Source organism: Rickettsia endosymbiont of Rhinocyllus conicus (assembly GCF_964026465.1).
Lineage (GTDB): Bacteria > Pseudomonadota > Alphaproteobacteria > Rickettsiales > Rickettsiaceae > Rickettsia.
Window position 1 is genome coordinate 799,183 of the sequence record NZ_OZ032155.1, and the last position, 26,977, is coordinate 826,159.

Genomic DNA, 26,977 nt, shown 5'->3' on the forward strand with positions numbered 1-26,977 from the left:
CATAATCTTAAGCCCTGCATTTGCAATGCAGGGTGGTTAACTAGAGCTATAAATATTAGTAAGTTCTACGTAATTTCTTACATTATCTTGCATCTCTTCTAGCTCTTGATCTGTTAAATATCTAACGAATTTTGCAGGGCGACCCATCCATAATTCTTTAGATTTAATTATTTTTTTAGGAGGTACAAGGCTTCCTGCAGCAACAAAAGCATATTCTTCTATTACTGCATAGTCCATTATTGTGCTACTCATACCAATAAAGGCATTATTGCAGATAATACAAGCATGAATAAGCGATAAATGACCAATAGTTATGTTATTGCCTATTTCTACAGGACCATTAAACCTTGAAGTATGAATTACGCTGCCGTCTTGTACGTTAGTATTATCCCCTATCTTTATTGATTCAACATCTCCTCTTAAAACAGTATTAAACCAAATGCTTGATTTACTTCCAATTTTAACATCCCCTATTATAGAACTACTTGGAGCAATATAGGCTGTTTTATCAATGTTAGGTTTAATTCCTTTATAGGGGATAATAATCATTAATTATAATCTACCCAAGAAATATTACCATCTTTACGATAATACACTATATTTATACGATTATTATTAACGTTCTTGAATACTACTGCTGGTAAATTTTCTAAATCCATTTTCATTACTGCTTCTTTTACTGATAGCTTTAATATTTCTACAGGTTTTTCAGCAATAATTATTGGATAATTAGCATCATTTGTATCATTAGTATTTTCTTGATCTTGAGGACTAATAATATATTTAGTACCTTCAGAATCGATTTCAGATATTTTTACTTTACCTGTGTGATGATTTTTTAGTTTTGATTTATATTTTCTAAGCTGCTTTTCGAGTTTTGCCATAGCTTTGTCAAATGCTACATATATGTCATTGCAGCTCTCGTTACTCTTAACGATATTATGCTTACCTGAACCATATTTTGCTATAATATCGCATTTAAAATTTATTCCTTCTTTTGAATAATGTATATCTGCACTTATTATATCAGAAAAATATTTTGTTAGAACTTGGTTAACTCTTTCTTTTGAATATTCTTGTAAATTATTACCAATAGAAATATGTTGTCCTGAAACTGAAATAATCATAAATAACCTTATAGCTTAAAATTAGAACTATAACTATAACGTAAATATTAGTTATTAGTGTGTATAGATGTTAACTAGTAACATCTATACAATTAATTTATATTTAGCGTAATTTCAAGCTTTTATTACAAAATAAATCTCCTTCATAGGTAACTGATTTATTTTGTTGTAGTCTAATTAAGCCTTTAGTGATTTTTCTTACTAAAGAGGGTTCTATCCCTGCTTCAAAACATATGGTAATAAAATCTTCATTATCTATAAAAATCCATTTTTTAGCTGCATCTTCTGCTTTTTTAGCTTCTTTTTTTGGGGAAGTATTAGTTGAATCAATTATTGCTTGCATAATAATAGCAAGCCTAAGTGCAATATCAGGTAAAGGATTATGAAATTTTAAGCGTTCAAAAGGGGTAGCTAATTTAATAACGGATGGTTTTGTCATATTATACTCTTAATTATTGATTAATAAAAATAAGATTCCTTAATATAAGCGAACCGGCTTATATGCTGCCCTTATTAAGAAAATCTTAAAAAAGTATAATAATTTTTAAGAGTTCAACTAAGGATGGAAAAAGAGATTACTGATGATTGTTTTAGATTTTATTATAATACTGACTCATATATTAACCCACCAATTAAATACCTGACATAATAGTTGCAAATACTAAAATATAATGTTAGAATGAAATAATGCTAAAAAAAGAAGATTTTAGGACATTATCAACGAGTGCACAAGCAGCTTTAAGAAAAGTTGCATTAAGAGCAATTGATAAAGGAGAAAAACAATCAGATGTATCAAATCTTATAGGAGTAACACGTCAGACTATTAGTAACTGGGTTAACAAAAGAAGAAGAGGTGATAAATATGCAATAACTGGCAAGTCTAGAGGAAGAAAGACAGGAGAGAAAAGAATAATAAATGAAATGCTGGGTAAAAAAATACAAGATTATATAAATCACTCTAGACCAGAAGATCACAATATCAAATCTGCACTATGGTCAAGAAAAGCTATTAATGCCCTGATTAAAAAATGCTGTGGTTTCTTTTTGCCATTAAGTACGATTGGAGAATATTTAAGAAGATGGGGATATACTGCACAAAAACCAAAGAAATTAGCTTATGAGCAACAGCCAAAACAAGTTCAAGTATGGCTAGATGAAGAATATCCCGCAATAGTAAAACAAGCACAAATGGAACAAGCTGAAATACACTGGTGTGATGAAGTGGGTATAAAATCAGAATGTCAGGTGTTACAGAGCTATTCTTTAAAAGGCAAAACACCCGTAGTTATTCATAAATCAAAACGATTTACTATAAATATGATATCAACTGTTACGAACAATGGTAAACTAAGGTTCATGTTATATGAAGATACACTAAAAACAGATATATTTATAGAATTTCTAAGAAGATTAGTGAAATCTGCAAGAAGGAAGATCTTTTTAATATTAGACAATTTAAAAGTACATCATAGTAAAAAAGTATACAGCTGGACAAATAAGCATAAAGATAAAATTTCTTTGTTTTTTTTGCCTCCTTATACTCCACAACATAATCCAGATGAATACTTAAATAATGACTTAAAAAGAAATGTAAATAGAAAACATATACCTCTTACAAAAGATGAGTTAAAATACAATCTTAAATCTTATTTACGTTGCTTACAGAACAATCCTAAACATATACAAAAATTGTTCCAAGCCGATGATGTTAAATATGCCTCTTAAGTCAGGTATTTAATTGGTGGGTTAATAGCTCAATTAGTTTAGATTTTCTGCCTGTCATGCAGAAAGTCGCGGGTTCGAGTCCCGTCATTCTTGCCTTATTTTAAGGGTTTTTAGTATTTTGTAAGTTATTTAAATATTTCATATGCTGTATATATGCTCCAAAAAAATGAAAATAAACTATTTTATCCTTGCACGATCGAAAGAATTGTTATATATAATTTGTTATCCCTTAAAGGGGGGTGTAGCTCAGTTGGTTAGAGCGTCTGCCTGTCACGCAGAAGGTCGCGGGTTCGAGTCCCGTCACTCTCGCCAACATCCTATAAGACTTTAAGTTTTTTCTAACTTCTTTATCTAAAACAGCTTAATATTAAGTTAAACAGTTACATATATTAAAATTATTTAAGTAATTTTAATCAAATTTATTTGCAGTTTGTAATATTATAGTGGATTATTATAATACAGGTTTTGATTAGTCATTGCGAGGAGTGGCAAAGCCGAGGGCGGAGGCAATCTTATTAAACATCCTGAGATTGCATCAAAGCTATGCTTCTCGCAATGACGTTTTTCAACAAGCCCTTTAAATACATAGCAAATTAATTATGATTAATATCTTTCTAATTATCATTTCTTTATTTATTTCTTTAATAACCTATCTATTTATCAGAAAAACGGATATTTTCACTAAGCTATTAATCCTAAACAGTTTAACTAGTGTGGTGAGTTTATTTATTTGCTGCTTGGGTTTTTATCTAGGCAATAGCTCATATTTAGATATAGCAATTATTTATTTTTTATTGAGCTTTATAGCAACAAATGGTTATTTAAAATATTTTGTATATGAATCAGATAAAAACAAAGCAGATTGATAAAGTTATTTTGGGATGTGGTTTGAGTGGTATGCTAACCGCTCTTGCTTTTGCCAAAAAAGGTATAGAAACTACTATATTTGAAAGTAAGGCTGTTAAAAGTCCTAGTTTTTTTAACGATATTAGAACAACAGCTTTGACGCCGGCTTCTAAGGATTTTTTATCTTCCATTGATATGTGGCAAGAGCTGGAAGAGTTTGTAAGCCACATGAAAGATGTTTATGTAGTTGATAATAAAGCTCCTGAGATATTGGAACTAAAAAATGATAGTTCTTTAGGGTATGTAGTTCAGAATAACGATTTTAAGAAAATATTATTATCAAAAGTAATTGGTAATCCACTGATAACATTAGTTGATAATAAAGAATATCAAAAAGTTATGAGTCATAACGAATACTCTATTATTAAGTTTAATAACGAAACCTACGTTAAATGTAATTTATTAATTGTATGTGATGGAGCAAATTCAAAGATTAGATCACATTATTTTGCGAATGAAATAGAAAAGCCATATCAAACAGCTTTAGTATTTAATATTAAGCATGAAAAACCACATGAGAATTGTGCTATGGAGCATTTTCTGCCCTTAGGACCTTTTGCATTATTGCCGATGAAAGATCAACATAGTTCTTCTGTAATATGGTCAACTTCTTCTGACCAAGCTGCTTTAATTATGCAGCTGCCTATTGAAGAGGTTAGATTCTTAACGCAAAGAAATGCTGGTAATTCACTTGGGAAAATCACTATTGATAGTGAAGTAAGAGGTTTTTCTCTCAAAGCTCGTATAGCAAATAGGTATTTTCATAATAAAATAATACTTATTGCCGATAGTGCTCATATTGTGCATCCATTAGCCGGTCAAGGACTTAATCAAGGTATAAAGGATATTGAATCCTTAATTATTATAGTAAGTAATAATTTACCGCTATCAGAATACCAAAAATCAAGACAAGCAGATAATTTTATCATGTATAAGCTAACTGATGAGCTTAATAATATTTTCTCAAATCATTCAAAAAGTTTAAGGCATTTAAGACAAATAGGGTTTAAAGTGATAAATAACTTTAAGCCTATTAAAAATCTGATTACTAGCTACGCAATCGGTAAAAGGTAAAATATACTCGATGAACTTGAAAAATTGGCTACGTCGTCTTATAAGATCTGTGGTGCTCACGTATTAAGTATACGCTCCGCTCCGAGGGCTTTAGACTCCTTGCTCTTTTCCAAGTTGATCTTCGTATACCCAACTTTTCATTTATTATATGTATATTTTTTATTGTTTCAATTCTTAATGTTAAGGATGTAAATTTATGAGTAAGGAGAGTTTAAAATCGTCGATTAATACGCTTGAAGAGGGAGTAAAAAGTGCAGAAGAAAGTAATAAACTTAAACCTTCTATAAATACGCCTGAAGGGGTTAATGTACAAAATCCTGAACCTGTACAAGAGCAGGAACAACCAGCACCCTCAAATCCCCAAGAAGAGAAAAAAACAAGAAAAATATTAAAGGATGATCCTAAACTTAAAGGCACAAGAATGGCACGAGCTGGAGCTGCAGCTACTGCTGAGGCAGGATATCATGTAACTGCCGGGGGTGGTTAAAGGAGTAGGTAAAATTGCTGCACATGATATTGTCGGCGGTGTTGAGCATATAGTAGAAGGAGTAGCTAAAGGCGGGTCTAAAGTAGCAACAGCTGTTTCAAAAGCAGCTGATCCACTCGATAAAGCTCGAAAAGGTGGAAAAATTAAGGAAGAAGGACAGCATAGCCCTGGCTTATATGATAAAGCTCTTAATAAAATTAGAACTAGTGTGCCTGGTGGTAATACAATAGCAGATGGTTTAGATAAAACGTATAAGGTAATATCAAGCAAAGGTACTAAAAGAATTCTTAAAGTAGGCGGTGCTATTAGTTCAGTAGCATTAAATCCAACACCTATAGGTGTCGGTATTGCGGCACTTTCTCTAACTGCTGTGGCATATAACGTTACGAAAGAAACACTTGAAGTGCGAGAGGACAAAAAATTAGATAGAGAGAAAACGGCTTTAGAAAGTATTAAAGGAGCTAAAGCACAGCAACTTAATAAGGTGTTGGAAGCTAAAGAAAATATAGCTAAAGATGCTCCGAATTTACAAAAGTTTTTAGATACTAAAATACCAGATATTTATAAAAATCCGCCTGAGCCTTCGCCTGATAAAACTTTTGAAGGCGGGTGGGCTAAACAATTTGTAAAATCAGTGCGTGATACTACTTTAGAAGCGGCATCTTTATTTGCTGATGGAATAGCTACCGGAAGTATAGGTGGTATTGCATTTGCAGCAACAGCAGCTTTTGTTAATATTACGGGTGAAGTGGATTCGAATATAGTACATATGGAAAGGGGAAATGATAAAAAAAATAAAATAAATACTTTAAAACTATCTGCCGGAAATTATGAAAATGAATAAAGAGTTAAAAGAATTAGAAAGGCAAGAGAGAATAAATAATCAAACATTAAAAGAATTTTTAGATACACCTAATATAGATAAGCTAAACCAGATACAGCTTGAAGCGGCATTTGCTACAAAGCAAAAAGAAGTAGGAGCAAGAGATGAGTTTAAAGAACCTCCTGAGAAAACTGGTTTTCAAAAAGTTAAATCGGCAGTAAAAGCTGGAGCTAGTTATTTTGTTGAAGCACAATTTGGGGAAGTAAAAGAAGCGTTTAGCAAAGAAAATAAACAAACTCAAGTTTCAGTAATTCCAAATGCCACTAATAAAGTACAAAAGCCCGAAATAAGTAAAGCACAAGAGCAAGCACAACAACAAGTTCATAATATGCAAGAGAACCTTACACATGGTAAAATTAGCGGCTATAGTAATAGTGTAACACCGCCACAACAAACACAAAATGCTTCTAAACATCATGAATCTTTTGTGGGGCGTTAATTGTTAGTAAAGGCTTATAATTATTTAATAAATTATATTTTACCGCAAAGATGCCTAAGCTGCTTAGAAATATTAAGTAGTAGTGGTGAGTTTTGTGGAGATTGTTGGCAGAAATTAGAATTTATAGCAAAACCTTATTGCAATATATGTGGTCAGAGATTTAGCGTAAAAATCTTAGATAATGCAGTTTGTGGACGTTGTTATAGCAAAAAGCCTAATTATAATCTCGCTCGCAGTCTATTTAAATTTAATGAATATAGCAAAAAAGTAGTTCATCAATTTAAATATCAAGATAAAACGATATTTGCTAAAACTTTCGCAAAGCTTTTATGTAATAGATATTTAGAAGATATAAAAGATGTTGATTTAATCATAGCTGTGCCGATGAATAGGTTTAAAAGGTTACTGCGGATGTATAACCCGCCTCATATTCTTGCAGAAGAAATAGCAAAAATTATGAACCTTACAGTAAAAGCCGATATATTGATTAAGTCAAAATGGACAAAAGCCCAAACTTTTTTATCAAAAAGGCAACGTAAAAACAACATAAGTGGTAGTATCAAATTTAACACAAAACATAATATTATAGAAAAAAAAATTTTATTAGTGGATGACGTAATTACTACGGGTGTTACTATAAATGAATGTAGTAAAATATTGCGAGCAGCAGAAGCAAAAGAGGTTAAAGTGGTGAGTGTGGCAATGACTTAGACACAATAATGTCATACCGCGACTTGATCGCGGTATCTTAGGACGCAATCTGTGACACGAGACCCCGCGATCAAGTCGCGGGGTGACAAAATTACTGGATCCCGTGGACAAGCCACGGGATGACACATTTAATAAAACCAATAGGAGTAGTTTATGCAAAATGAAATAAAAAAGGTTTGTGTTATAGGTTCGGGGGTGATGGGGTCAGGGATCGCTGCTTTGATTGCTAATTCATCTCATCAAGTTGTATTGCTTGATATTGCTGATAAAAATTCAGATGACCCAAATAAAATAGTAAAGAATGCTATAGAAAATTTGCATAAACAAAAACCGCCTCCTTTAACTTTTCCTGATAAAGCGGAATTAATTACTATCGGTAATTTAGAGCATAATTTAGATCTGATTAAGGAATGTGATTTAGTAATTGAAGTTATTGTTGAGAAATTAGAAATCAAACACCAATTATATAACAAAATTATTCCTTATCTTAAAAAAGATGCAATTATAGCCTCTAACACTTCTACTCTGCCGCTTAAGAGGCTAAAAGAAAACTTACCAGATGATATTAAATCTCGGTTTGTCATTACGCATTTCTTCAACCCGCCAAGATATATGGAGCTTCTTGAGCTAATCATCGATCCAATAGTAAAACCTGAAATAATAGACAGAGTTTTAGGCTTTTTAACGAAAACGCTCGGTAAGACTATAGTAAAATGTAACGACACGCCTGGTTTTATTGCCAATAGAGTAGGGTGCTTTTTACTTGAGTTAGTAGCTAGAAAAGCAATAGCTGAAAAGCTTGATTTTGTGATGATAGATAAGATTTTTACTTCATGTTTAGGGTTGCCAAGTACTGGAATTTTTGGGCTATATGACCTAATTGGTCATGATGTGATGAAGCTAATTTCTAGCTCGTTACTTGCCAGTCTGCCTAACAATGATGCCTATCATAAAATATATGTGAATACACCTTCGCTAGATAAGATGATAGAACAAAAATTAATAGGACGTAAAGGGGGAGGTGGTTTTTATCGCTTATCAGTAACAAATGGTAAAAAAACTAAGGAAGTTATAAATATAGATAATTTATCTTATAAGCCTGCCCAGAAAACGGATATTTCATTTAATAATCTTGATGAGCTGCTTGCTAGTAATTCGGTTTATGGCAAGTTTTTTAATGAGATTATTACAGAATTTTATCTTTATTTAGCAAGTTTAGTGCCATCTGTTACCGATAATATTTATGATATTGATGCGGCTATGAAACTTGGCTATAGCTGGAAATATGGACCATTCGAGTTGCTAACTTCACAAACTAAAAATAGCTGGGATTTAATAGTGAAAAATGCAAATTCAATTCCGCCATATTTAGCAAATAAAGAATATCAAAAAATCGATAAACAGAAATTTAATGCCCATAAAGATATCTTAAAAGAAAGTAAAATAGTTTTAGAAAATGATTCGGCAAAGCTGTTAGATTATAAAGAAAATCTAGTTTTTGTTATTACTACGAAAATGAATTGTCTAAATCATGATGTGTTCTATTTACTTCAAGAATCAGCAACAAAAGCAGAAGAGCAGGGGAAGCATCTATATATCTACCCGCAAGGTAATAATTTCTCAGCTGGGGCAGATTTAAAGCTGCTGCTTTCTTATATTGAAGATGAAAATTTCCACGACTTAGAGAATTTACTGAAAGTAGGGCAGCAAACTATGCTGCATTTAAAATATTCTGCGGCTCACATTATTAGTGCTGCGAAAGGTGTAGCACTTGGCGGTGGGTGTGAAATATTACTGCATTCAAGCCATATTGTTGCAAATGCGGATTTAAATTCCGGGCTTGTGGAGTTTGGTGTTGGTTTAGTTCCAGGTTGGGGCGGAATTACTGAAATGTTTGTAAGAAGCAAAGGTGATAAAGCTAAATTAATTAGAAATATCAGAAATATTTTAGAACAAAATAAATCAAGTTCAGCGGATTATTTTAAAGCAGATTATAGTGTAGAAAATATTTCTATAAATATGAATAAGCATTATATTTTAGAAGAAGCACTGGCGTTAAAATTACCTAAGAAAATAGTGCCAGCTCCTCATAAGCTTACTTTGCCAAAAATAGACCTAGCGAAAGAAATAGATACATCAAAATATGATGATTTGCAAAGCTAAAGATTCTAAGACAATAGAGAAGCTGAAAGTGATTATTTAGAAATATTTTGTCATTGCGAGGAGGTTATTTTAATAACCGACGCAGCAATCTCATAAAGCAATATAAAACTCCTGAGATTGCTTCGTCAATTACTTCGTAATTTCCTCGCAATGACGAGTCCGATACTACAAAATATTTTACCTGCTCATACCCGTAGATTTTTGATTAGATGCTGATTTAATATTTTGTGCATGTGAAATTGTACGAGCAATACGAACGTTTGATGCAATTAATTTTATTATCGGTTCTTCTTTTTTAATATTTTGTCCTTCTTCAGTTTGGAAAAATTGTTTCTTGTAATCTTTATCTGGATATTTAAAAAATTCTTTTGGGGTTAAATATTTTAATTTCTTTTCTTCCTTATCAAACTTAATAAGGCTACGTCCATCTGTATAATCTTCTATTTTTTTTGTTGATTCACCTGGTCCCCAACGTAAAGAATCATAAATCGCTCCATCTGCTGTTGTTGCTCCACTGCCTAAAATACTTGCTGTTTCCCCAAGTTCTTTTATATTGTTTAACTTGCGTATTGATAATATCCTTGCCACAGTAGAATCAGTAAAAATTTTACCACGTATTTCACCGGAATTTAAATCATGTTCTAAATAGTAAGATGCATTATGTCATTGTCAAATAAAAAGGGACCACTAAATTACGTGAAAAAGGGACCACTTTATTTAAAATTTTTTATGTCATATTACCTCCAGATTTATAGTTATTAATACGATAACTTTTACCTGTGATGTTTAGTATATGTGCATGATGTACTACTCGATCAATAATTGCATGAGTTAATAACTCATCAGCAAATATTTCATTCCATCTTTCAAAATCCTTGTTTGTGGTGATAATGGTAGATTTATTTTCATATCGTTTAGCAATAATATTAAAAAAATCATCTACTGAATGTTTTGGTAATTGCTTAAAACCTAACTCATCAAGAATTAATAAGTCAAATGATAAGAGTAATTTAACTTTTTTGTGATAGCTATTATCTGCTCTTGCAATATGTAAATTATAAAGCATATCCGATACCGTAGTAAAATATACAGAGTATTCTCGTGTTAAAGCTTTTAATGCTAATCCAATAGCAAGATGAGTTTTGCCAGTTCCAGAATTACCTATGAATATGACATTGCCCTTAGTATTAATATAATCACAAGTAGATAAATCACTTATTACTTTGGTATCAATACTTGGTTGGAACTGAAAATCAAAGTCTTCTAAATTTTTAGTGACTGGTAATTTAGCAGCACTTTTACGACGACGGTAATTATTATCCTTACGGTGAGATTTTTCATCTTCACATAATAGTGAGAGAAATTCTTTAAATCCTAGTTTATTATTTTGAGCATAAATAATCCTTTCATTTAAGCTATTGACTATACCTGATAATCTAAAACTACGTAGGTCATTAAGCAAGTTCTGCATTCTGACCTCCAAACTCTGGCAATGGTAAGTTTACTGCATTACTATTTAAGATATTTTTAATTTTAGAGTAAGAACTTATACCGTAATGTAATGCTCTATGACAGGCTTTATCTATTAATTCATCATTGTAAACCTTACGTAAAGAAATAATACCTCTAGCACAACGTTGCCAATCATTTACTCGTGTTTGTTGTAATAACTCTAATAATAAACTGCAATTATTGCCTATCTGCTGCATTTGTTGTTGATAATGTTCGCTATATTCTATAAAACCTGGGCATAGACGTTTATATTTGGCATAATGAGACGGATTAGTGGTAAATATTCCTTTGCCATCTACTCTAACGTGCCTTGCTATTAAATCATTTTGTATAGAAAATATTTGAACAAGGTTTGGTGATAATTGTACCAATACTTCACTGTATATATATTTTGCTGGTACGGAATAATAATTATTATCTATGGTGATATGACAATCTTTTGCTACTTTTCGATTATGCCACGATGATAAATCAAACGTTTCTAATGGTAAGGGCATTAAATTATTACTTTCTTCTTGCTCAAATAGTTCCTGAGGAATTTTTTTAGTAGTACCATGTATTCGGTTATTTGCTTTATTTAACCAGTTTGCAAGATCGTGTATTAATTCTTCATATCTATGAAATTTACGTCCAGCAAAAAAATTATTTTTGACATACTTTATGCCTGATTCTACTTTGCCTTTTTCTTGAGGTTGATATATACGACAAGGAGAAAGTAAAATCCCATAATGATCAGCTAAACGTTTGTATTCCTTCTGATATACAGGCTCATAGAAATTGCTATCTACCACCCCAGCTTTAAGATTATCAAGTTTTATTACTTTTGGACTACCAGCAAAATAATTAAATGCATTGATATGACATTGTATCCATGTTTTACAACTTTGATCAAACACTACTTCATAATAATCAAGGCGACTATAGCTTAAACGCATATTAAACACATATGCTTTAACTCTACGCCCTTGGGCATTATACTGTAAGCCTATGTCACCAAAATCTACTTGTGCTTCCTCTCCTGCTAAAGTATGAAAACGAATGCAACTGTTATTCTGAATCTTATATTTTTTGATATAACGGGTTAGCGAACCATAACTTTTTGTATAACCTTGAATTTTTAACTCTTCAAAAATTCTTATGTAACTTAGATTCTTTTCTAATAACTCAATTATTTGTTCGTGCCAAGAATCCAGTGCTGAAGATCGTTCATAGGGTGCAGGATATTCTGTACCAGACTCTACGTAACGATTTATTATTTTTCTTACTGTTTTACGGTCTATCCTTGTTAGTTTGGCAATATTTCTTTGACTGTTGCCTTGCTTATAAAGGGTGATAATTGTTGTGTACATATTTATTCTTATCATTGTATCACTAGATATTTATTTTAATTAATTATCTAGTGAATATTGCACATTATAACCTTATTAGGTTACACCAAATTCTCTGGTCCCTTTTTCGTGCAATTTAGTGGTCCCCTTTACTTTAGCAATGACACTAAATTTCTTTTAAAATTAGATTCGGCATTTTTCCTTATTTCGTCAGTAATAATACTATTTGTGTCTAATTGATATTGATTTTTAGTATTTTTAATAGCTTTAGCACAATCTTTGGCTAAATTTTTTAAATCTTTTGATATGTCACCTTTAAATCCATTATTTGCACATCTTATAGAACCAAGCTTTATTCCTATTGCAATAATAAAATTGCCTATCGTACAATCTTTTTCAAATAACCAACCATTATAATAGAATTGAGCTAGATACCAAGCTGCTTTTGCTTCGCCATAAACGAATATTTCTTTTAATCTTCTATATATTAACCCACCAATTAAATACCTGACATAATAGTTGCAAATACTAAAATATAATGTTAGAATGAAATAATGCTAAAAAAAGAAGATTTTAGGACATTATCAACGAGTGCACAAGCAGCTTTAAGAAAAGTTGCATTAAGAGCAATTGATAAAGGAGAAAAACAATCAGATGTATCAAATCTTATAGGAGTAACACGTCAGACTATTAGTAACTGGGTTAACAAAAGAAGAAGAGGTGATAAATATGCAATAACTGGCAAGTCTAGAGGAAGAAAGACAGGAGAGAAAAGAATAATAAATGAAATGCTGGGTAAAAAAATACAAGATTATATAAATCACTCTAGACCAGAAGATCACAATATCAAATCTGCACTATGGTCAAGAAAAGCTATTAATGCCCTGATTAAAAAATGCTGTGGTTTCTTTTTGCCATTAAGTACGATTGGAGAATATTTAAGAAGATGGGGATATACTGCACAAAAACCAAAGAAATTAGCTTATGAGCAACAGCCAAAACAAGTTCAAGTATGGCTAGATGAAGAATATCCCGCAATAGTAAAACAAGCACAAATGGAACAAGCTGAAATACACTGGTGTGATGAAGTGGGTATAAAATCAGAATGTCAGGTGTTACAGAGCTATTCTTTAAAAGGCAAAACACCCGTAGTTATTCATAAATCAAAACGATTTACTATAAATATGATATCAACTGTTACGAACAATGGTAAACTAAGGTTCATGTTATATGAAGATACACTAAAAACAGATATATTTATAGAATTTCTAAGAAGATTAGTGAAATCTGCAAGAAGGAAGATCTTTTTAATATTAGACAATTTAAAAGTACATCATAGTAAAAAAGTATACAGCTGGACAAATAAGCATAAAGATAAAATTTCTTTGTTTTTTTTGCCTCCTTATACTCCACAACATAATCCAGATGAATACTTAAATAATGACTTAAAAAGAAATGTAAATAGAAAACATATACCTCTTACAAAAGATGAGTTAAAATACAATCTTAAATCTTATTTACGTTGCTTACAGAACAATCCTAAACATATACAAAAATTGTTCCAAGCCGATGATGTTAAATATGCCTCTTAAGTCAGGTATTTAATTGGTGGGTTAATAGTTCAATTAGAACTGCTTCATTATTTTGTGTTATTTCTAAATCCTTTGATGTTCTAAGAGGTATTTCAATATATTCATCATAATCGCTTAATGCCTTTTTTATTATTTCGTAAAGATGAGGTAATTTTTCTTTCATCGTTTTCATTCCTTTTTTAAGATATAGTGCAAAGTACTGCACCATCTAGTAAGTCTAGATTTTCTCCCATTAATTTTGTTGATTTGTCATTAAATATTTGTTTTTTCACTACCCCAGAAGCAGTATCGTTATTTAATATAGTGAATGCACTTAATAGCTCTTGCTCTTTTTCTTCTTTTTCCAGTTCTATTTTTTTAAATACTTCCTCCCTACCATCAAAAACGCTTATATTAGTAATTAAGCGACCTTCAGGAGGTAAAGGATTATTAAAATCTCTTATAATGGTTTGTATATTAGCAAGAATTAAGTACTCAGGAACAGGAATTTTATCCCAGCTTTTGGATGCAATATTAATTATTCCTGTTTCTATAAAAGCTAGCTCTTTAAGATCAGAATCACTGACTATTCCAAAATTCTTTAAATATATGGAATTTGTCCTATTTATATGATCTGTATATTTTGTTATAGTACTCAGCATTTTTATTAAATTACTTGCATATTGATTGTCGATTCCTAAATAATTTTTATTATAAAATGCATTCAAATATGCACAAGCATCTTTACTTCCTAAAAGCATAGCTCCTTGAAAATATAGTATGGCTTTAAAATAAGTTTCTTTAGCTGCATTAAAATTCTTTTCTTTATCTGGAGTTAGATCTCTCTCTTGTGGAAATTCTATGTTTATAGCTTCTTGATAGAATTTTTTTCCTTCTTCGTATAGATAATCATGTGTCATATATACATTTTTATAAACTTTAGGAGGTTTCTTTTTTGTCATATTGAATACGATTTTATATACTAAAGAAATGATTGATAATTTCTAAAAGGTTTGGATAGCCGCTAAGATTAACTTCCTCGTTGTTGTTTTGTGTGTCATAAACTATCGTTATTGATATATCTTTTTCTGCATCGCAATAGATCTCATGTAATTTATTATTTTTATAAAAAGTAATAGTCGGCTTTATCTTTGGTTTATGATCATCAATTATAAAATCTAAAGTTTTTTTATCAGCACAATTTAAAACTGTACCTGTAATTTCTTTTATTGAATTAAAATACTGTTTCTCTGATATTGCTTCAAAAGATTTGAGGTAATAATTAATAATCTCATCATTTGTTTCAGGATTATCAACTAATTTTTTATTACTAAAATATTCTCGTGTTCTGCAAATAGCATCGTAGGAAATATTTATCTCGCTTTCGTTTGTCGTAGGTGGGTTAAATATTAAATTCATTTGCTCACATTCGGCAATTTCAAATTTCGGACCTAATAAAACTAAATCATCGCGGAATATTTTTTTTCCAAATCATTATTCTGAGAGTCAGGGTATTTTGTAAATATAAAATCATATAATTGAATTAACTCATAAGCTGCATTATCACAACCTGTGAATAAAGCATATTTAAAATATTTTTCTGCATGCTCTGACATGGCTTTTAGTTTTTTAATATCATCAATACTAGGAGTTGGGCTAAAGTTCAGTTTTTTTATTTTACTAAATTGCTCATTAGCCTTATTCATAAATATTTGTGAAATAGGGTTAGGGTTATTGTTTTGAGGCATATGTTATTACTTTTTAATTTAAGGGCTTAAGCTTTTATTGTCATTGAGAGGAGGTATTACCAACGTGAATCATTCTCCCCCTGTCATCCCGCGACTTGATCGCGGGATCCAAATACTAATAAAATTAGCATTTTTTATTATTTTTTCTGGATTGCCACGCTCATTTCATTCGCTCGCAATGACGACTTAGTACCCACGCAGACAATGCCTTGCAAGGAACACATGAGATTGCTGCGTTGAAACTTGCAGTTTCTTCCCGCAATGACGGAAAAATAATTAACAATAATTAAATTTACAACTTAAATTTAGTAATATTTTTGCTAAAAGGAAAGTTCAGCAGTAGAAAAAGAGAGTATTTTTTTGGAAGGTAGTTGCAATATTATTCTACCTATGGAATCGATACCTTGAAAAGTGCCTGTAACAATGTCATTTTGATATTTAACACTAATATTTTCATGTAACTTATAAGCATGTTTCAGCCATGCTTCTCTAATAAATGAAAAGCCTTCTTGCTCCCAAATTTGATAATATTTTTCAAAATTTTCTATTAATATTTCAAGTAAAGCTTGAGGGGTGATAACGGGAAGTTCTTCAGCTACTAAGCTAGTAGTGGGTTGGTCGATATTTATTGGGTGATAAGTAATATTAATACCAACACCGATAATAAGATAATAAGCATCTTCTACTTTAACCGATTCAAGAAGTATACCGGATATTTTTTTACCCCCTACTAAAACATCATTTGGCCATTTTAATTGGATTTTTTTAAGAACTAGGGGCGTCATCCCGCGTGCTTGTATAGGAATCCCATTTATTTTCTGGATACTGTGGTCAAGCCACGGTATGACATGTACCACACTATCATAAGCCGCTAGGGCTGTAACGAAAGACAATTGCGGTAGTAATTCAAGCTCTTTATTTGGCTTAATTAGTAAACTAGCATGTAAATTGCCGGAAGTAGATTGCCAGTTTTTACCGCTTCTGCCACGTCCTTCGGTTTGAGATTTAGCAAGTATGATATAATCTCTATCAGGTTTATTATTTTTAGCTATTCTAATGGCTTCAAGGTTTGTGCTATCTAATTCATCAAAAACAAATAGCTTATATCTACCTAAATTCATTTAAACCTAAGATGAAATAATGAAAGATCCGAAGAGTAAAAACCCTATTACTACAAAATTAATTAATAATAACCCGTAGGAAATAGGTATTTTTGTTGGATTAGGTTTTTCAGCAAAATACATCGTTTTAATTATTTTAAGATAGTAAAAAGCCGCAATGATGCTAGTAAAGATACCAAAATAAGCAAGCAAAAACTCTTCTTGGGTAATTGCTTGGTAAAAGAGGTAGTATTTTCCAAGAAAGCCAGCAAGCGGCGGGATACCTATCATAGAAAACATAATTATACAAATTGCAGCAGCTATAGCTTTATGGTTTTCTGCAATTCCTTGTATGCTTTCAAAATTGGCTTTGTCTGTTTGGTTTCCGAGTAACATAATCAGGCAAGTAAAGAACCCTATACTTGCGGCTGCATATATCAACATATAGAGCATAGCAGCTTTATTGCCATCTTCAGTACGTAGCAATACGCCGATTAATACATAACCGATATTTAGAATGGTACTATATGCCATTAATCTTTTTAAGGAAGTTTGACGAATAGCACCAAGAGCACCAAATATCATAGATAATAAAGCAATTATTTTTATCAGATTATAGCTAATAGGGTGATAGTTTTTGATAATTAAATTTTCGATATTTAATAAAATGGCAACAGCTCCAATTTTTGAAGCCGCTGTAAAATAAGTAACTGAAGCGATAGGTGATCCCTCATATACATCTGGTACCCAAAAATGCAAGGGGGCACTTGAAAGCTTAAAGAAAATACTGCTTAAAAATAATACTACACCAATTACTAAACCTAAATTTACCGAAGAGCTATCATTTAGCTTATAAAATATATCTGAAAATTGTAAGCTTCCGCCAAATCCATATATAAAAGAAATACCAAATAATGATAAGCAGCTAACTAAACTGCCTAATATAAAATATTTTAATGCTCCCTCTGATGATTTAATATCGCTCAATTTAAAACCAGCAAGTATATAAGAAGTTAGAGCAGTAAGCTCCATAGCACAGAAAAGTAATAAAAAATTCTGTGCTGAAATTGCCACAAAAATCCCAACTGTAGATAATAATATCAAAGTTATAAATTCAAATTTTAGTGGTTCACCGCTACGCACCGAATAATCTCGGTAAATTATCATAGATATTATAGTAAATATCAATATGATAGCCTTATAATTAGCAATATTTGCATTAGTAGTAAACATTACATAATCTAGGTATAATATACTTTCAGAGTAAGAATGTTTTAAAATAACGAAAATTGTTAATATGGTAAGTAAAATAGTTATATTAGCAACAATTCTATTTTTACCTTGCAGCATTACGGCAAAGAATTGGCTTAAAAGTGCCGTTAAAGTTAAAGTTATTTCAGGAAGTAGCATATAAAATTAATATTGTTTATCGAAATATAAATATTAGTAAATAAATAATTTTTTATCAATAAACTTATATATAAATTAGACTTTAATACACTAAAAATTTGCAATTTTCTATAATAATACGCTATATTACTGCTGTTTATGTATAAAAGTTTAATAAAATAATGTATCTGTTATCATATATATTAGGAGGATTGAATACATTACTCCGCCAGTTACGTCTATCAATTAGCTCTATAGAGTTCTATAAAGATGTATATCAAAAATATCATGGTTATGGAATAAGATATTTATTTATCGTATCTTTTATTCCAGCAATAATTTATTGTATCTTTATATTAAATTATCTAATAACCTTGAAAGACAGCTTTAACGGAATAAAACAGACAAAAACGACAGATAATATTGAGTATATCATCAATCAATTACCGGAAATGCAATATGCTAATTCACGGATTCTTGTAAAAGATGAAGAACCTATTTATTTATATAATAAAAATAATGATAAAGTAGCTGTTATTGATACAAAAAATCAGGTTTCAATTAGAGAAAAAAGCAAGATACCTTTTGTAATTGAGGCAGATAAACTTACGATAAATTTTGCAATAGATAACACTAAAAAAAGCTTCCCTCGTACCATTAATTACTCAAGTTTATTCGATCAAAGTCAGATGACTTTAACTCCTGAAATAATAAAAAAATATTTTGCTGATAATTTAATGCATTTACCAAATTTATTTATTTATCTTGGTATGCCAGCTATTATATTATTTTGGTTTGTAACATTCTTTTTAGAAAGAAGTATTATAATATTATTAGTATGTGTTGCATTCAAATTATTATTCAATAAAGTCTCAGTACAAGATGCTACAAGATTAGTAATGTTTTCAAGCGGAGTGCCGATATTACTGCAGCCAGTTGTTCCTTTTGTACCGGTATTAGGTACAATATTACAAATACTTCAAATATTTACTACTTGTCTATTATTTATTGCTATTTGGCAAGTCAATAAAAATAGGAAGTTTTCGAGTTACTTGTAAAAACTCTTCTTCGTTAGAATAGTCTAAAGTTATTTTTTCTTTTATCTGATGTTTAAACCATGTGATTTGTCTTTTAGCATACCTGCGTGTTCGTGTTTGAGCTAAGTTTAAAGCCTCACCCAAAGTTAGTTTGTTTTCTAGATAAGCCAAAATTTCTTTTATGCCTACAGCTTTTAAATTTAGATAATCAGGATTGAATTGTTTTTTGATTAAAGCAATTTCGTCTATTGCACCATCTTTAAATATATTAGCTAAACGTTCATCACATATTTTATATAAAAATTTTCTCTCAGGGTTTAAGAAGATAATTTTAAAATTAAATTCAGATAAAATTTGTTCTTTTGGCAAAGTTTGGAAAGAGAAAATAGACTTGCCGGTTTGCAGTACTACTTCATAAGCTCTAATTAGCCTTTGAGTGTCTGATTGATTAATTTTAGATGAAGCTAGTGGATCAAGCTTTGTAAGCCTATTATGTAGCTCTATATTGCCTATTTCGTTATGTAGCTTTCTTACTTGTTGCCTTAAATCATCAGATATATCAGGAATATTATTATATCCAAAAACTAAGGAGTTAATATATAATCCCGTACCACCTATTAATATAGGAAGCTTACCGCTAGTAGTTACCTGATTTATTTTTTCGGCAGCAAGCTTTAAATATTTTACTACCGAAAAATCTTCAGTAATAGGCAAGAAGTTATATAAATGATAAGGAATTTCGCTTTTATAGCTTTCCGGAGGGGAGGCGGTAATAATTGGAATTTCTTTATAAACCTGCATTGAGTCAATATTTATTATTTCCCCGTCGCAAGCTTTGGCAAGTGCATGACCTAGATAAGATTTTCCACTAGCAGTAGGACCACATAAGATAATTATTTCTTTTTTTTGCACTTAAATATTAAGTCCGTACTTGCTTAATAATTGATTAATCATCGTTTTTAGCTCTTCTAATTTTTCAGCATTACTTGATTCAGCTCTTGCAATAATGGCAGATTCAGTATTAGAACTACGCAATAACCACCAACCATCTTCTGTGTTTACTCTTACTCCATCAATATCATTAAACTCTATTTTATCCTTTAGTAATTTTTCTTTGATTTCTTCAATAATTTGTAATTTTAATTCAGAAGAAACAAAAATTTTAACTTCCGGCGTGCTATAGCTTTTCGGTAGCTCATCTATTATTTCGTCTAAAGTTTTGCTTGATCTAGTCAGTAAATCCAAAAATCTTAATGCTGCATAGATTGCATCGTCAAAACCGAAATATTTATCAGCAAAGAATATATGCCCGCTCATCTCACCGGCTAGTAAAGCCTTTGACTCAGCCATTTTACTTTTAATAAAGGGATGACCAGTTCGCCATATTATAGCTTGCCCACCATATGATTTGATTCTATCGGCTATAAGCTGGCTAGCTTTTACATCAAGTATTATAGTAGCATTTGGGTTTTCTTTTAAAATATCCTCGGCAAAAATACATAAAATTTGATCACCAAATAACATCTTACCGCTTGAGCTTACAATGCCTATTCTATCGCCATCGCCATCAAAAGCTATACCAAGGTCACAATTTTGTTCTTTAACTAGTTTAATTAATTCTTGTAAATTATCGACTTTAGTAGGATCAGGGTGATGACTTGGAAAATTTCCATCAATTTTACTATTGATGATAATGTTTTCATTATTTAAACGATTTTTTAACTCTTCAACAATATTTCCGGTTGCTCCGTTACCAGGATCCCAAGCTACTTTTAGGCTGGAATTTACTATTATTTTTTCTAGAATACGATTTAGGTATTTTGATTGTATGTCATTCCCGCCCTCACTGTTATTTCCGCCTTTCCTGTCATTCCCGCGAAAGCGGGAATCCATATTCATATTAAGCTGGATTCCTGCTTCCGCAGTAATGACATTGAAGTCAGTATTTAAAATCTCTGTTAATAAATCCTGTATTTGAGAACCAAAAAAAGATTTGCCATGTTGTATTATTTTAAAGCCGTTATCATCACGAGGGTTATGTGAACCGGTAACCATAATACTACCAGCTGGGGTAAATTTTTTATCGGCAAAATATAGAACTGGACTTGGGACAACGCCAATATTTATAACCTCAGCTCCTCCATTAACCAATCCTATTTCTAGGAGTTTGTAAAGAGCAGGGGAGCTAAGGCGACCATCCATACCGACGCAGATCTTATTATTGCCATCCTTTATAGTCATCTTTGCAAAGCAAAAACCAACCTTATAAGCTACTTCTACTGTTAAATCGGTAAGGCTATTACCTCTTATGTCATAAGCCCTAAAAATGTCTTTGTTAATGTTCATGAAGACCTTATTATATTATTTGGTGTTATCCTGTGGCTTGTACCCGTATTGTTGCGTGGCTCAATTTTACCCCTGCCATCCCGTGACTTGGGAACTAGATCCAGCATAAAGCGAGATAAATCGAGTTTTTTTTAATTTGTATATTTTACTGGATCCCGTGGACAAGCCACGGGATGACACCTAGGACTTTTTTCGAGCCATGCAACAACCTAGGTACAAGCCGCGGGATGACATTATAGCTTAAAGGCTAAAGCTTTCGCCCAGATAAACCTCTTTAACTTTCTTGCTATTTGCTATTTCTTTGCTACTTCCTTCCAATAACACTTTCCCCTCGAAAATAACATATGCTCGGTCAACTATATCTAAAGTATCACGCACGTTATGATCAGTAATTAGAATACCGATATTGAATTCACGCAAGTAAGTAATTAGATTTTTGATATCGGAAATAGCCAGCGGATCAATACCGGCAAGTGGTTCATCAAGCATGATAAATTTTGGCTCTATTGCAAGCGATCTTGCAATCTCAAGCCTGCGTCTTTCACCGCCTGATAAGCTAGCAGCCGATAGATCCTTTAAATGTATTATAGAAAATTTTTCTAGTAAATTATGAGTTTTTTGTTCAATTATTTCTTTATCATTTTCAGATATTTCAATTATAGCTTTAATATTATCTTCAACCGATAAGCCGCGAAAAATTGAAGGTTCTTGAAGAAGGTAACCAATACCTAGCCTTGCTCTTAAATAAATCGGCAAATTAGTTATATTAATATCATTTAATAATAACTGTCCGGAATCTGCTTTCATTAAGCCAATAATGATGTTAAAACAAGTTGTTTTACCAGCCCCGTTTGGACCAAATAGACCAACTATTTCGCCTTGTTTGACATTAAGAGATATATCACTTAATATGGTTCTCTTTTTATAGGATTTTGATATATTTTTAACTTGTAAGCTGTCCATTTAATTTATTTTCTTACTATTTTTATTAATAATATCCACATAATAAATAAGTTTATTAGTTTTTAAAATATTATTATTACGTTCTAATACAACATTACCAAGTAAAATAAGTTGTCTATTATCTAAAAAATATTTTCCTGAATCTGCTAATAATAACTCATTATTAATTTTTTTCTCAACACTCAATTTAGTTGGAACAACTATATAATCAATGGTTTGTTTATTATCTACTGTTTTATAAAAAATATATAATTCTTCAGTTCTAAGTATTGCATTATCAAAATAAACAACTACATTTCCAAGGTATTCTGCCTTTTGTTTAACTCTATTAATGATTAAAGTATCAGATGTGATATGTAAGTTTGAAATATCTTTATCATCAGCATATGTTGAGATACTAATAGTAAAGAATATTACAAGTTTAATAATCCGATAGATCAATAGTTGTGTAGACATTGCCTTTAAAAATTATAATATTATTGTCGTCTTGCGTGTTAAAACTATCTGAAGTAATAGTAGAGTTTTTATGAAATAATGTAGCAGGAGAATTGCTAATTATACTTTTATTTATTAAATCAATTCTTGCATCATTAGTGTCAAATATCATATCTTCAAAATAAAATTTTACATCATTTTTTAAATCTAATATATGCGACTCTTCGTTTAAAAACCCTTCTTTTGCATAAACAGTAACTGATTGGTTTTGATTTACGTTATATATGCCGTTTATTATATCTAATTTATACTTGTTATCCGAATCTTTTATAGCTTGCTCAGCTTTAACTAAATAGCTATTTAAATTTTTATCTACCCCCTCAAAAACTGAATCTTTTAATATAATATTATATTTTAAATCAAGGTTTTTTTCTGGAGCTTTTTCTACAATATTAGTATTATTTTCTTCGGTAGGGTAGCTACTTTTAACTAATATATATCCTGCATATAAAATTCCAAGTGTAATTAGGAAATAAGTAAATTTCCAAAATTTTTTCCGTCTTTTATAAGAAGAGGGCATATACTAATTGACTCCTGCTCGCAATAAATCATGTATATGAGTAATGCCTATAATGATATTATTGTCAACAATGGGTAAATTAGTAATATTTTTAGCTTTCATTAAATCTAAAACTTCTTTTGCAAATATTTCAGATGAAATATATACAGGATTTTTAGTCATAATATCTGAGGCTGTTTTTAAATGAATTTGATCGTTAATATGACGACGTAAATCACCATCTGTTATAACCCCTACTAAATTCTTAGCTTTATCTATTACTAAGGTACAACCTAAGCGTTTTTTATTCATAACAATTATAGTTTCAGCAAAAGGTGTATCTTCATGCACTAAAGGTATTTGGTCACCGCTACGCATTAAATGTTTAATTTCTGTCAAATTAGCCCCTATGCTACCGCCTGGATGATATGACTTGAAATCATCCTTAGTAAAACCTTTTACTTCATGTATGACAGTCATTAATGCATCGCCAAGTGATAGCATTATTAAAGATGAAACTGTAGGAGCTCCAATTATTGAGGCTTCTGAATATTCAGGCACTATAAGTAAGAAATCACTATTTGCAGCTAAAGTAGAATTTTTATTCATTGTCATTGCGGCAATTTTTACAGAAAAATCTTTGCAATATTTAATGATGTTAAATAATTCTTTAGTTTCACCGGAATTAGAAAGCATAATTACTAAATCATCTTTAGTAATCATCCCAAGATCCCCATGGCTTGCTTCCGCTGGATGTATATAAAAAGCTGGCATACCAGTTGAAGAAAAGCTTGCGGCTATTTTCTTTGCAATATAACCACTTTTACCTATACCAGTTAAAATTACTCTTCCTTTAAAAGATAGTAAAAACTCTACAATTCGGTTGAAATCTTCAGGGATATATTCAGATAGCTTTTTTAAAGCACTAGCTTCACTAGAAATTACTCTTTTAGCAATATTCTGGTAATTGTTTATAGGGTTCATTGCTTTTATAGTTGTTTTATAAAAATCGTCATTGCGAGGAAAAACTGTAAGTTTTGTACGTGTGCAATCTTAGGAGACAGATACTACTTCCTGAGATTGCCGCACTCTCTACGTTCGCTCGCAATGACGGTTATTATCAATTAAAATATTTACGTTCTGTAACTACTTCAGTCGTTTCAGCATTATTATCTTCGTTCCAAGCTCTTTTTTTACCATTTTCCCGTTTTTCAGGTTCTTGGTGTTCTTTAGGACTATTTTTTGGTTTTGGGCTTGCTGAAGATTTATCTTTCTCAGCATTTTTAATAGTTAGTTTTGCTTTACCTTTATTATCGAACCCGATAAGCTTAACTTTTACTATATCGCCTTGCTTTAAAACGCTGCTAACTGATTCGATTCTTTCTTCGGCAATTTCGCTAATATGAACAAAACCATCTTTATTGCCTAGATAATTAACAAAAGCACCAGAATCTAATATTTTCATCACTGTGCCGTTAAATACTTCACCTATTTCAGGTTCAATAGCAATAGCCTTAACTTTATCTAAAGCAACTTTTAGCTTATCCTTATCCGGAGCATAAATAGAAACTGTGCCATCATCGCTTATATCAATTTTAGCACCGCTAGTTTCGCAAATTTCCTTTATTACTTTACCACCAGGACCGATAATATCTCTGATCTTATCCTTATCAACTTTTAAAGTAGTAGTAGATGGAGCGTTTTTGCTCATCTCATTATTTGGTTTACTAATAACTTTATTCATTTGCTCAAGTATATGCAAACGTCCTGCTCGTGCTTGCTCTAAAGCTATTTTCATTATGTCAAAATTTACACCAGATATTTTAATATCCATTTGTAAAGCTGTGATACCTTCGCTAGTACCTGCAACTTTAAAGTCCATATCGCCAAAATAATCTTCATCGCCAAGAATATCAGATAATACCGCAAATTTTTCTTTTTCTTTAACAAGCCCCATAGCAATACCTGCTACTGGTGCTTTTATTGGAACACCAGCATACATTAAAGCAAGTGAGCTACCGCAAACTGTTGCCATTGAAGAAGAGCCATTAGATTCGGTAGTTTCTGCAACTACTCTAATAGAATAAGGGAACTGTGTTTTAGTAGGTAATACCGGATTAACAGCACGCCAAGCGAGTTTACCATGCCCAACTTCACGTCTTCCTGGAGCTTTCATCGGCATTGCTTCATTAACAGAGTAAGGTGGGAAGATATAATTAAGCATAAAGCGTTCTTTATATTCACCCTCAAGGCTATCAATTATTTGTTCATCTAAGCTAGTTCCAAATGTGCTACTTACCAAGCTCTGTGTTTCGCCTCTAGTAAATAAAGCTGAGCCGTGAGCACAAGGTAATAATCCAACTTCACAAGTAATTTGTCTTATATCTGTTGTAGTACGTCCATCTATACGTTTATTTTTTTGTAAAATATTACCACGTAATACATCTGATTCAACAGATTTTAAAGCTGATTCGATTTGGTAATTATTATATTTTTTACTTTCTATATCATCTGCAAAATGCTTAAGTACTTTTTCAGGTATTAGTTCTAAATTAGTACTACGTTCTTGTTTAGATTTAATCGCAAAAGTTTGCTCAATTTCTTTTGCAAATAATTTTTTAATTTCATTCTTTAATTCAGCAGGATATAAATCTTGCATTTCAAGCTTTGGTTTTTTAGCTTCAGCTGCAAGTTCTTTAATAATATTTACTACTGGCTGGAAACTATCAAAGCCAAATTTTACAGCAGCAAGCATTTGCTCTTCAGAAAGTAAATGTGCTTCTGACTCAACCATCATTACAGAGTCGTTTGTTCCTGCAACAACTAAATCAAGCTGGCTTGTCTTTAATAAGTCAAGTGTTGGGTTTAAAACGAATTCCCCGTTTATTAAGCCTACTTTACTTGCAGCAACTATTTCTAGATAAGGTGCAGGTGAAAGGCTAAGTGCAGCGGAAGCACCGATAATAGCAAGTATATCAACTGGTGTTTCAGGATCATATGAAAGAACAGTGCAGGTAACAAATGTTTCATTAACAAAAGCAGGGTGGAACAATGGTCTGATCGGTCTATCTATCAGACGTGATACTAAAACTTCCCGATCTGATGCTTTGCCCTCACGCTTAAAAAAGCCGCCTGGTATTTTACCAGCAGCATATGCCATTTCTCTGTAATTAATTGTTAGAGGAAAAAAGCCAATACCTTCTTTTGCTTTGGCAGCAGTTACTGCTGTACATAGTAGTACAGAATTACCCATTTTAACGGTAACTGCTCCATCAGCTTGGCGAGCTATCTTGCCGGTACTCAGTTCAAGAGTTTTTCCGCCCCATTCAACTGTTTTAATTATCTCATTAAACATCTATATATATCTCTTAATTTATATTTTAGTGTTTTGCGTCATTGCGAGGAGAAACTGTAAGTTTCGACGCGGCAATCTTAGGAATCTTATGCTTTTTCATGAGATTGCCACGCTCATTT

At 31.4% G+C, this 26,977-nt stretch carries 28 protein-coding genes, 2 tRNA genes and 1 pseudogene; 12 read left to right on the plus strand and 19 right to left on the minus strand.

The window, feature by feature from the left end; translation table 11 throughout:
• Positions 1 to 36: 36 nt before the first annotated feature.
• The 3 genes from AAGD54_RS04240 to AAGD54_RS04250 form a co-directional block, all read right to left on the minus strand.
• Positions 37 to 549: a gamma carbonic anhydrase family protein gene (locus AAGD54_RS04240; protein ID WP_341795098.1), complete on the minus strand. Its 513-nt coding sequence runs from the start codon at positions 547 to 549 to the stop codon at positions 37 to 39.
• Positions 549 to 1,127, minus strand: a complete 579-nt coding sequence (gene hpf / locus AAGD54_RS04245) for a ribosome hibernation-promoting factor, HPF/YfiA family (protein WP_341788051.1) — start codon at positions 1,125 to 1,127, stop codon at positions 549 to 551. Before hpf ends, AAGD54_RS04240 begins: the two co-directional genes overlap by 1 nt.
• 103 nt (positions 1,128 to 1,230) lie before the next feature.
• Positions 1,231 to 1,566 carry a hypothetical protein gene (locus tag AAGD54_RS04250; protein WP_341788050.1) on the minus strand — a complete coding sequence of 112 codons (336 nt, stop codon included), beginning with the start codon at positions 1,564 to 1,566 and terminating at the stop codon, positions 1,231 to 1,233.
• Between the two features lie 248 nt (positions 1,567 to 1,814).
• Here AAGD54_RS04250 and AAGD54_RS04255 point away from each other — a divergent pair, with 248 nt between their 5' ends.
• The 10 genes and pseudogenes from AAGD54_RS04255 to AAGD54_RS04300 all read left to right on the plus strand — a co-directional run.
• The gene (locus tag AAGD54_RS04255; protein ID WP_341794233.1) at positions 1,815 to 2,852 is read left to right on the plus strand and encodes an IS630 family transposase; all 1,038 of its coding nucleotides are present in this window, start codon (positions 1,815 to 1,817) and stop codon (positions 2,850 to 2,852) included.
• Positions 2,853 to 2,878: 26 nt separating this feature from the next.
• Positions 2,879 to 2,938 (plus strand) — tRNA-Asp (locus AAGD54_RS04260).
• 149 nt (positions 2,939 to 3,087) lie between these two features.
• Positions 3,088 to 3,164, plus strand: a tRNA-Asp gene (locus tag AAGD54_RS04265).
• A 287-nt stretch (positions 3,165 to 3,451) separates the two neighbouring features.
• Complete coding sequence (locus AAGD54_RS04270; protein WP_341788049.1) at positions 3,452 to 3,718, plus strand: monovalent cation/H+ antiporter complex subunit F; 267 nt, start codon at positions 3,452 to 3,454, stop codon at positions 3,716 to 3,718.
• The gene (gene ubiH, locus AAGD54_RS04275; RefSeq protein ID WP_341788048.1) at positions 3,690 to 4,832 is read left to right on the plus strand and encodes a 2-octaprenyl-6-methoxyphenyl hydroxylase; all 1,143 of its coding nucleotides are present in this window, start codon (positions 3,690 to 3,692) and stop codon (positions 4,830 to 4,832) included. The genes AAGD54_RS04270 and ubiH overlap by 29 nt, the downstream gene beginning before the upstream one ends.
• A 196-nt stretch (positions 4,833 to 5,028) precedes the next feature.
• Positions 5,029 to 5,319: a hypothetical protein gene (locus tag AAGD54_RS04280; RefSeq protein ID WP_341795099.1), complete on the plus strand. Its 291-nt coding sequence runs from the start codon at positions 5,029 to 5,031 to the stop codon at positions 5,317 to 5,319.
• Positions 5,312 to 6,163, plus strand: coding sequence for a hypothetical protein (locus AAGD54_RS04285; RefSeq protein ID WP_341795100.1), 852 nt, complete (start codon positions 5,312 to 5,314; stop codon positions 6,161 to 6,163). The genes AAGD54_RS04280 and AAGD54_RS04285 overlap by 8 nt, the downstream gene beginning before the upstream one ends.
• The gene (locus AAGD54_RS04290) at positions 6,156 to 6,641 is read left to right on the plus strand and encodes a hypothetical protein (RefSeq protein WP_341795101.1); all 486 of its coding nucleotides are present in this window, start codon (positions 6,156 to 6,158) and stop codon (positions 6,639 to 6,641) included. Before AAGD54_RS04285 ends, AAGD54_RS04290 begins: the two co-directional genes overlap by 8 nt.
• Positions 6,642 to 7,352 (plus strand): ComF family protein, encoded by a 711-nt coding sequence (locus AAGD54_RS04295; protein ID WP_341795102.1) that lies wholly within the window; start codon positions 6,642 to 6,644, stop codon positions 7,350 to 7,352. It begins immediately after the preceding gene.
• A 153-nt stretch (positions 7,353 to 7,505) separates the two neighbouring features.
• Positions 7,506 to 9,512: pseudogene (locus AAGD54_RS04300) on the plus strand (3-hydroxyacyl-CoA dehydrogenase/enoyl-CoA hydratase family protein); the annotation flags it as partial.
• Between the two features lie 180 nt (positions 9,513 to 9,692).
• On the opposite strand, the gene AAGD54_RS04305 reads toward AAGD54_RS04300, so the two are convergent.
• The 3 genes from AAGD54_RS04305 to istA form a co-directional block, all read right to left on the minus strand.
• Complete coding sequence (locus tag AAGD54_RS04305) at positions 9,693 to 10,103, minus strand: hypothetical protein (protein ID WP_341795104.1); 411 nt, start codon at positions 10,101 to 10,103, stop codon at positions 9,693 to 9,695.
• 139 nt (positions 10,104 to 10,242) lie between these two features.
• The gene (gene istB / locus AAGD54_RS04310; protein WP_341795105.1) at positions 10,243 to 10,986 is read right to left on the minus strand and encodes an IS21-like element helper ATPase IstB; all 744 of its coding nucleotides are present in this window, start codon (positions 10,984 to 10,986) and stop codon (positions 10,243 to 10,245) included.
• A complete protein-coding gene (gene istA / locus AAGD54_RS04315; RefSeq protein ID WP_341794291.1) occupies positions 10,970 to 12,376 on the minus strand; it encodes an IS21 family transposase in 1,407 nt (468 codons plus the stop codon). Before istA ends, istB begins: the two co-directional genes overlap by 17 nt.
• Positions 12,377 to 12,909: 533 nt before the next feature.
• Between istA and AAGD54_RS04320 the strand changes: the two genes are divergently transcribed.
• Positions 12,910 to 13,947, plus strand: a complete 1,038-nt coding sequence (locus AAGD54_RS04320; protein WP_341794233.1) for an IS630 family transposase — start codon at positions 12,910 to 12,912, stop codon at positions 13,945 to 13,947.
• Between the two features lies 1 nt (position 13,948).
• Here AAGD54_RS04320 and AAGD54_RS04325 read toward each other — a convergent pair whose 3' ends face one another.
• The 6 genes from AAGD54_RS04325 to nuoN all read right to left on the minus strand — a co-directional run bounded on the left by AAGD54_RS04325 (position 13,949) and on the right by nuoN (position 18,184).
• On the minus strand, positions 13,949 to 14,110 hold the full coding sequence (locus tag AAGD54_RS04325) for a hypothetical protein (RefSeq protein WP_341795106.1): 162 nt from the start codon (positions 14,108 to 14,110) through the stop codon (positions 13,949 to 13,951).
• A 16-nt stretch (positions 14,111 to 14,126) separates the two neighbouring features.
• Positions 14,127 to 14,888, minus strand: coding sequence for a hypothetical protein (locus AAGD54_RS04330; RefSeq protein WP_341795107.1), 762 nt, complete (start codon positions 14,886 to 14,888; stop codon positions 14,127 to 14,129).
• Positions 14,889 to 14,901: 13 nt separating this feature from the next.
• A complete protein-coding gene (locus AAGD54_RS04335; RefSeq protein WP_341795108.1) occupies positions 14,902 to 15,345 on the minus strand; it encodes a hypothetical protein in 444 nt (147 codons plus the stop codon).
• Positions 15,346 to 15,386: 41 nt separating this feature from the next.
• Positions 15,387 to 15,674 (minus strand): hypothetical protein, encoded by a 288-nt coding sequence (locus tag AAGD54_RS04340; RefSeq protein ID WP_341795109.1) that lies wholly within the window; start codon positions 15,672 to 15,674, stop codon positions 15,387 to 15,389.
• Positions 15,675 to 15,994: 320 nt separating this feature from the next.
• The gene (locus tag AAGD54_RS04345) at positions 15,995 to 16,795 is read right to left on the minus strand and encodes a biotin--[acetyl-CoA-carboxylase] ligase (protein WP_341795110.1); all 801 of its coding nucleotides are present in this window, start codon (positions 16,793 to 16,795) and stop codon (positions 15,995 to 15,997) included.
• Positions 16,796 to 16,801: 6 nt separating this feature from the next.
• Positions 16,802 to 18,184 (minus strand): NADH-quinone oxidoreductase subunit NuoN, encoded by a 1,383-nt coding sequence (nuoN, locus tag AAGD54_RS04350; protein ID WP_341795111.1) that lies wholly within the window; start codon positions 18,182 to 18,184, stop codon positions 16,802 to 16,804.
• A 161-nt stretch (positions 18,185 to 18,345) separates the two neighbouring features.
• On the opposite strand from nuoN, the gene AAGD54_RS04355 reads away from it, so the two are divergent.
• On the plus strand, positions 18,346 to 19,221 hold the full coding sequence (locus AAGD54_RS04355; RefSeq protein ID WP_011477448.1) for a DUF1189 family protein: 876 nt from the start codon (positions 18,346 to 18,348) through the stop codon (positions 19,219 to 19,221).
• On the opposite strand, the gene miaA is transcribed toward AAGD54_RS04355, so the two are convergent.
• From miaA to pnp, 7 genes are all read right to left on the minus strand, one after another.
• Entirely contained in the window at positions 19,165 to 20,112 is a 948-nt protein-coding gene (gene miaA, locus AAGD54_RS04360) for a tRNA (adenosine(37)-N6)-dimethylallyltransferase MiaA (RefSeq protein ID WP_341788143.1), read from the minus strand. The genes AAGD54_RS04355 and miaA overlap by 57 nt on opposite strands.
• On the minus strand, positions 20,113 to 21,546 hold the full coding sequence (locus tag AAGD54_RS04365; RefSeq protein ID WP_341795112.1) for a phosphomannomutase/phosphoglucomutase: 1,434 nt from the start codon (positions 21,544 to 21,546) through the stop codon (positions 20,113 to 20,115).
• A 240-nt stretch (positions 21,547 to 21,786) separates the two neighbouring features.
• Positions 21,787 to 22,509: an LPS export ABC transporter ATP-binding protein gene (gene lptB, locus AAGD54_RS04370; protein WP_341788141.1), complete on the minus strand. Its 723-nt coding sequence runs from the start codon at positions 22,507 to 22,509 to the stop codon at positions 21,787 to 21,789.
• Positions 22,510 to 22,965 carry an LptA/OstA family protein gene (locus AAGD54_RS04375; protein ID WP_341788140.1) on the minus strand — a complete coding sequence of 152 codons (456 nt, stop codon included), beginning with the start codon at positions 22,963 to 22,965 and terminating at the stop codon, positions 22,510 to 22,512.
• Entirely contained in the window at positions 22,931 to 23,524 is a 594-nt protein-coding gene (gene lptC / locus AAGD54_RS04380) for an LPS export ABC transporter periplasmic protein LptC (protein ID WP_341788139.1), read from the minus strand. Before lptC ends, AAGD54_RS04375 begins: the two co-directional genes overlap by 35 nt.
• 3 nt (positions 23,525 to 23,527) lie before the next feature.
• The gene (locus AAGD54_RS04385) at positions 23,528 to 24,487 is read right to left on the minus strand and encodes a KpsF/GutQ family sugar-phosphate isomerase (protein ID WP_341788138.1); all 960 of its coding nucleotides are present in this window, start codon (positions 24,485 to 24,487) and stop codon (positions 23,528 to 23,530) included.
• 136 nt (positions 24,488 to 24,623) lie between these two features.
• A complete protein-coding gene (gene pnp / locus AAGD54_RS04390; protein ID WP_341795113.1) occupies positions 24,624 to 26,858 on the minus strand; it encodes a polyribonucleotide nucleotidyltransferase in 2,235 nt (744 codons plus the stop codon).
• Positions 26,859 to 26,977: the final 119 nt, after the last annotated feature.

What these genes read in the sequence shown, in the direction of transcription:
- AAGD54_RS04240 (WP_341795098.1), bottom strand. Translation starts at nt 549, where the DNA reads ATGATTATTATCCCCTATAAAGGAATTAAACCTAACATTGATAAAACA.
- hpf (WP_341788051.1), bottom strand. Translation starts at nt 1,127, where the DNA reads ATGATTATTTCAGTTTCAGGACAACATATTTCTATTGGTAATAATTTA.
- AAGD54_RS04250 (WP_341788050.1), bottom strand. Translation starts at nt 1,566, where the DNA reads ATGACAAAACCATCCGTTATTAAATTAGCTACCCCTTTTGAACGCTTA.
- AAGD54_RS04255 (WP_341794233.1), top strand. Translation starts at nt 1,815, where the DNA reads ATGCTAAAAAAAGAAGATTTTAGGACATTATCAACGAGTGCACAAGCA.
- AAGD54_RS04270 (WP_341788049.1), top strand. Translation starts at nt 3,452, where the DNA reads ATGATTAATATCTTTCTAATTATCATTTCTTTATTTATTTCTTTAATA.
- ubiH (WP_341788048.1), top strand. Translation starts at nt 3,690, where the DNA reads ATGAATCAGATAAAAACAAAGCAGATTGATAAAGTTATTTTGGGATGT.
- AAGD54_RS04280 (WP_341795099.1), top strand. Translation starts at nt 5,029, where the DNA reads ATGAGTAAGGAGAGTTTAAAATCGTCGATTAATACGCTTGAAGAGGGA.
- AAGD54_RS04290 (WP_341795101.1), top strand. Translation starts at nt 6,156, where the DNA reads ATGAATAAAGAGTTAAAAGAATTAGAAAGGCAAGAGAGAATAAATAAT.
- istB (WP_341795105.1), bottom strand. Translation starts at nt 10,986, where the DNA reads ATGCAGAACTTGCTTAATGACCTACGTAGTTTTAGATTATCAGGTATA.
- istA (WP_341794291.1), bottom strand. Translation starts at nt 12,376, where the DNA reads ATGTACACAACAATTATCACCCTTTATAAGCAAGGCAACAGTCAAAGA.
- AAGD54_RS04320 (WP_341794233.1), top strand. Translation starts at nt 12,910, where the DNA reads ATGCTAAAAAAAGAAGATTTTAGGACATTATCAACGAGTGCACAAGCA.
- AAGD54_RS04325 (WP_341795106.1), bottom strand. Translation starts at nt 14,110, where the DNA reads ATGAAAGAAAAATTACCTCATCTTTACGAAATAATAAAAAAGGCATTA.
- AAGD54_RS04330 (WP_341795107.1), bottom strand. Translation starts at nt 14,888, where the DNA reads ATGACAAAAAAGAAACCTCCTAAAGTTTATAAAAATGTATATATGACA.
- AAGD54_RS04335 (WP_341795108.1), bottom strand. Translation starts at nt 15,345, where the DNA reads ATGAATTTAATATTTAACCCACCTACGACAAACGAAAGCGAGATAAAT.
- AAGD54_RS04340 (WP_341795109.1), bottom strand. Translation starts at nt 15,674, where the DNA reads ATGCCTCAAAACAATAACCCTAACCCTATTTCACAAATATTTATGAAT.
- AAGD54_RS04345 (WP_341795110.1), bottom strand. Translation starts at nt 16,795, where the DNA reads ATGAATTTAGGTAGATATAAGCTATTTGTTTTTGATGAATTAGATAGC.
- nuoN (WP_341795111.1), bottom strand. Translation starts at nt 18,184, where the DNA reads ATGCTACTTCCTGAAATAACTTTAACTTTAACGGCACTTTTAAGCCAA.
- AAGD54_RS04355 (WP_011477448.1), top strand. Translation starts at nt 18,346, where the DNA reads ATGTATCTGTTATCATATATATTAGGAGGATTGAATACATTACTCCGC.
- AAGD54_RS04365 (WP_341795112.1), bottom strand. Translation starts at nt 21,546, where the DNA reads ATGAACATTAACAAAGACATTTTTAGGGCTTATGACATAAGAGGTAAT.
- lptB (WP_341788141.1), bottom strand. Translation starts at nt 22,509, where the DNA reads ATGGACAGCTTACAAGTTAAAAATATATCAAAATCCTATAAAAAGAGA.
- AAGD54_RS04375 (WP_341788140.1), bottom strand. Translation starts at nt 22,965, where the DNA reads ATGTCTACACAACTATTGATCTATCGGATTATTAAACTTGTAATATTC.
- lptC (WP_341788139.1), bottom strand. Translation starts at nt 23,524, where the DNA reads ATGCCCTCTTCTTATAAAAGACGGAAAAAATTTTGGAAATTTACTTAT.
- AAGD54_RS04385 (WP_341788138.1), bottom strand. Translation starts at nt 24,487, where the DNA reads ATGAACCCTATAAACAATTACCAGAATATTGCTAAAAGAGTAATTTCT.
- pnp (WP_341795113.1), bottom strand. Translation starts at nt 26,858, where the DNA reads ATGTTTAATGAGATAATTAAAACAGTTGAATGGGGCGGAAAAACTCTT.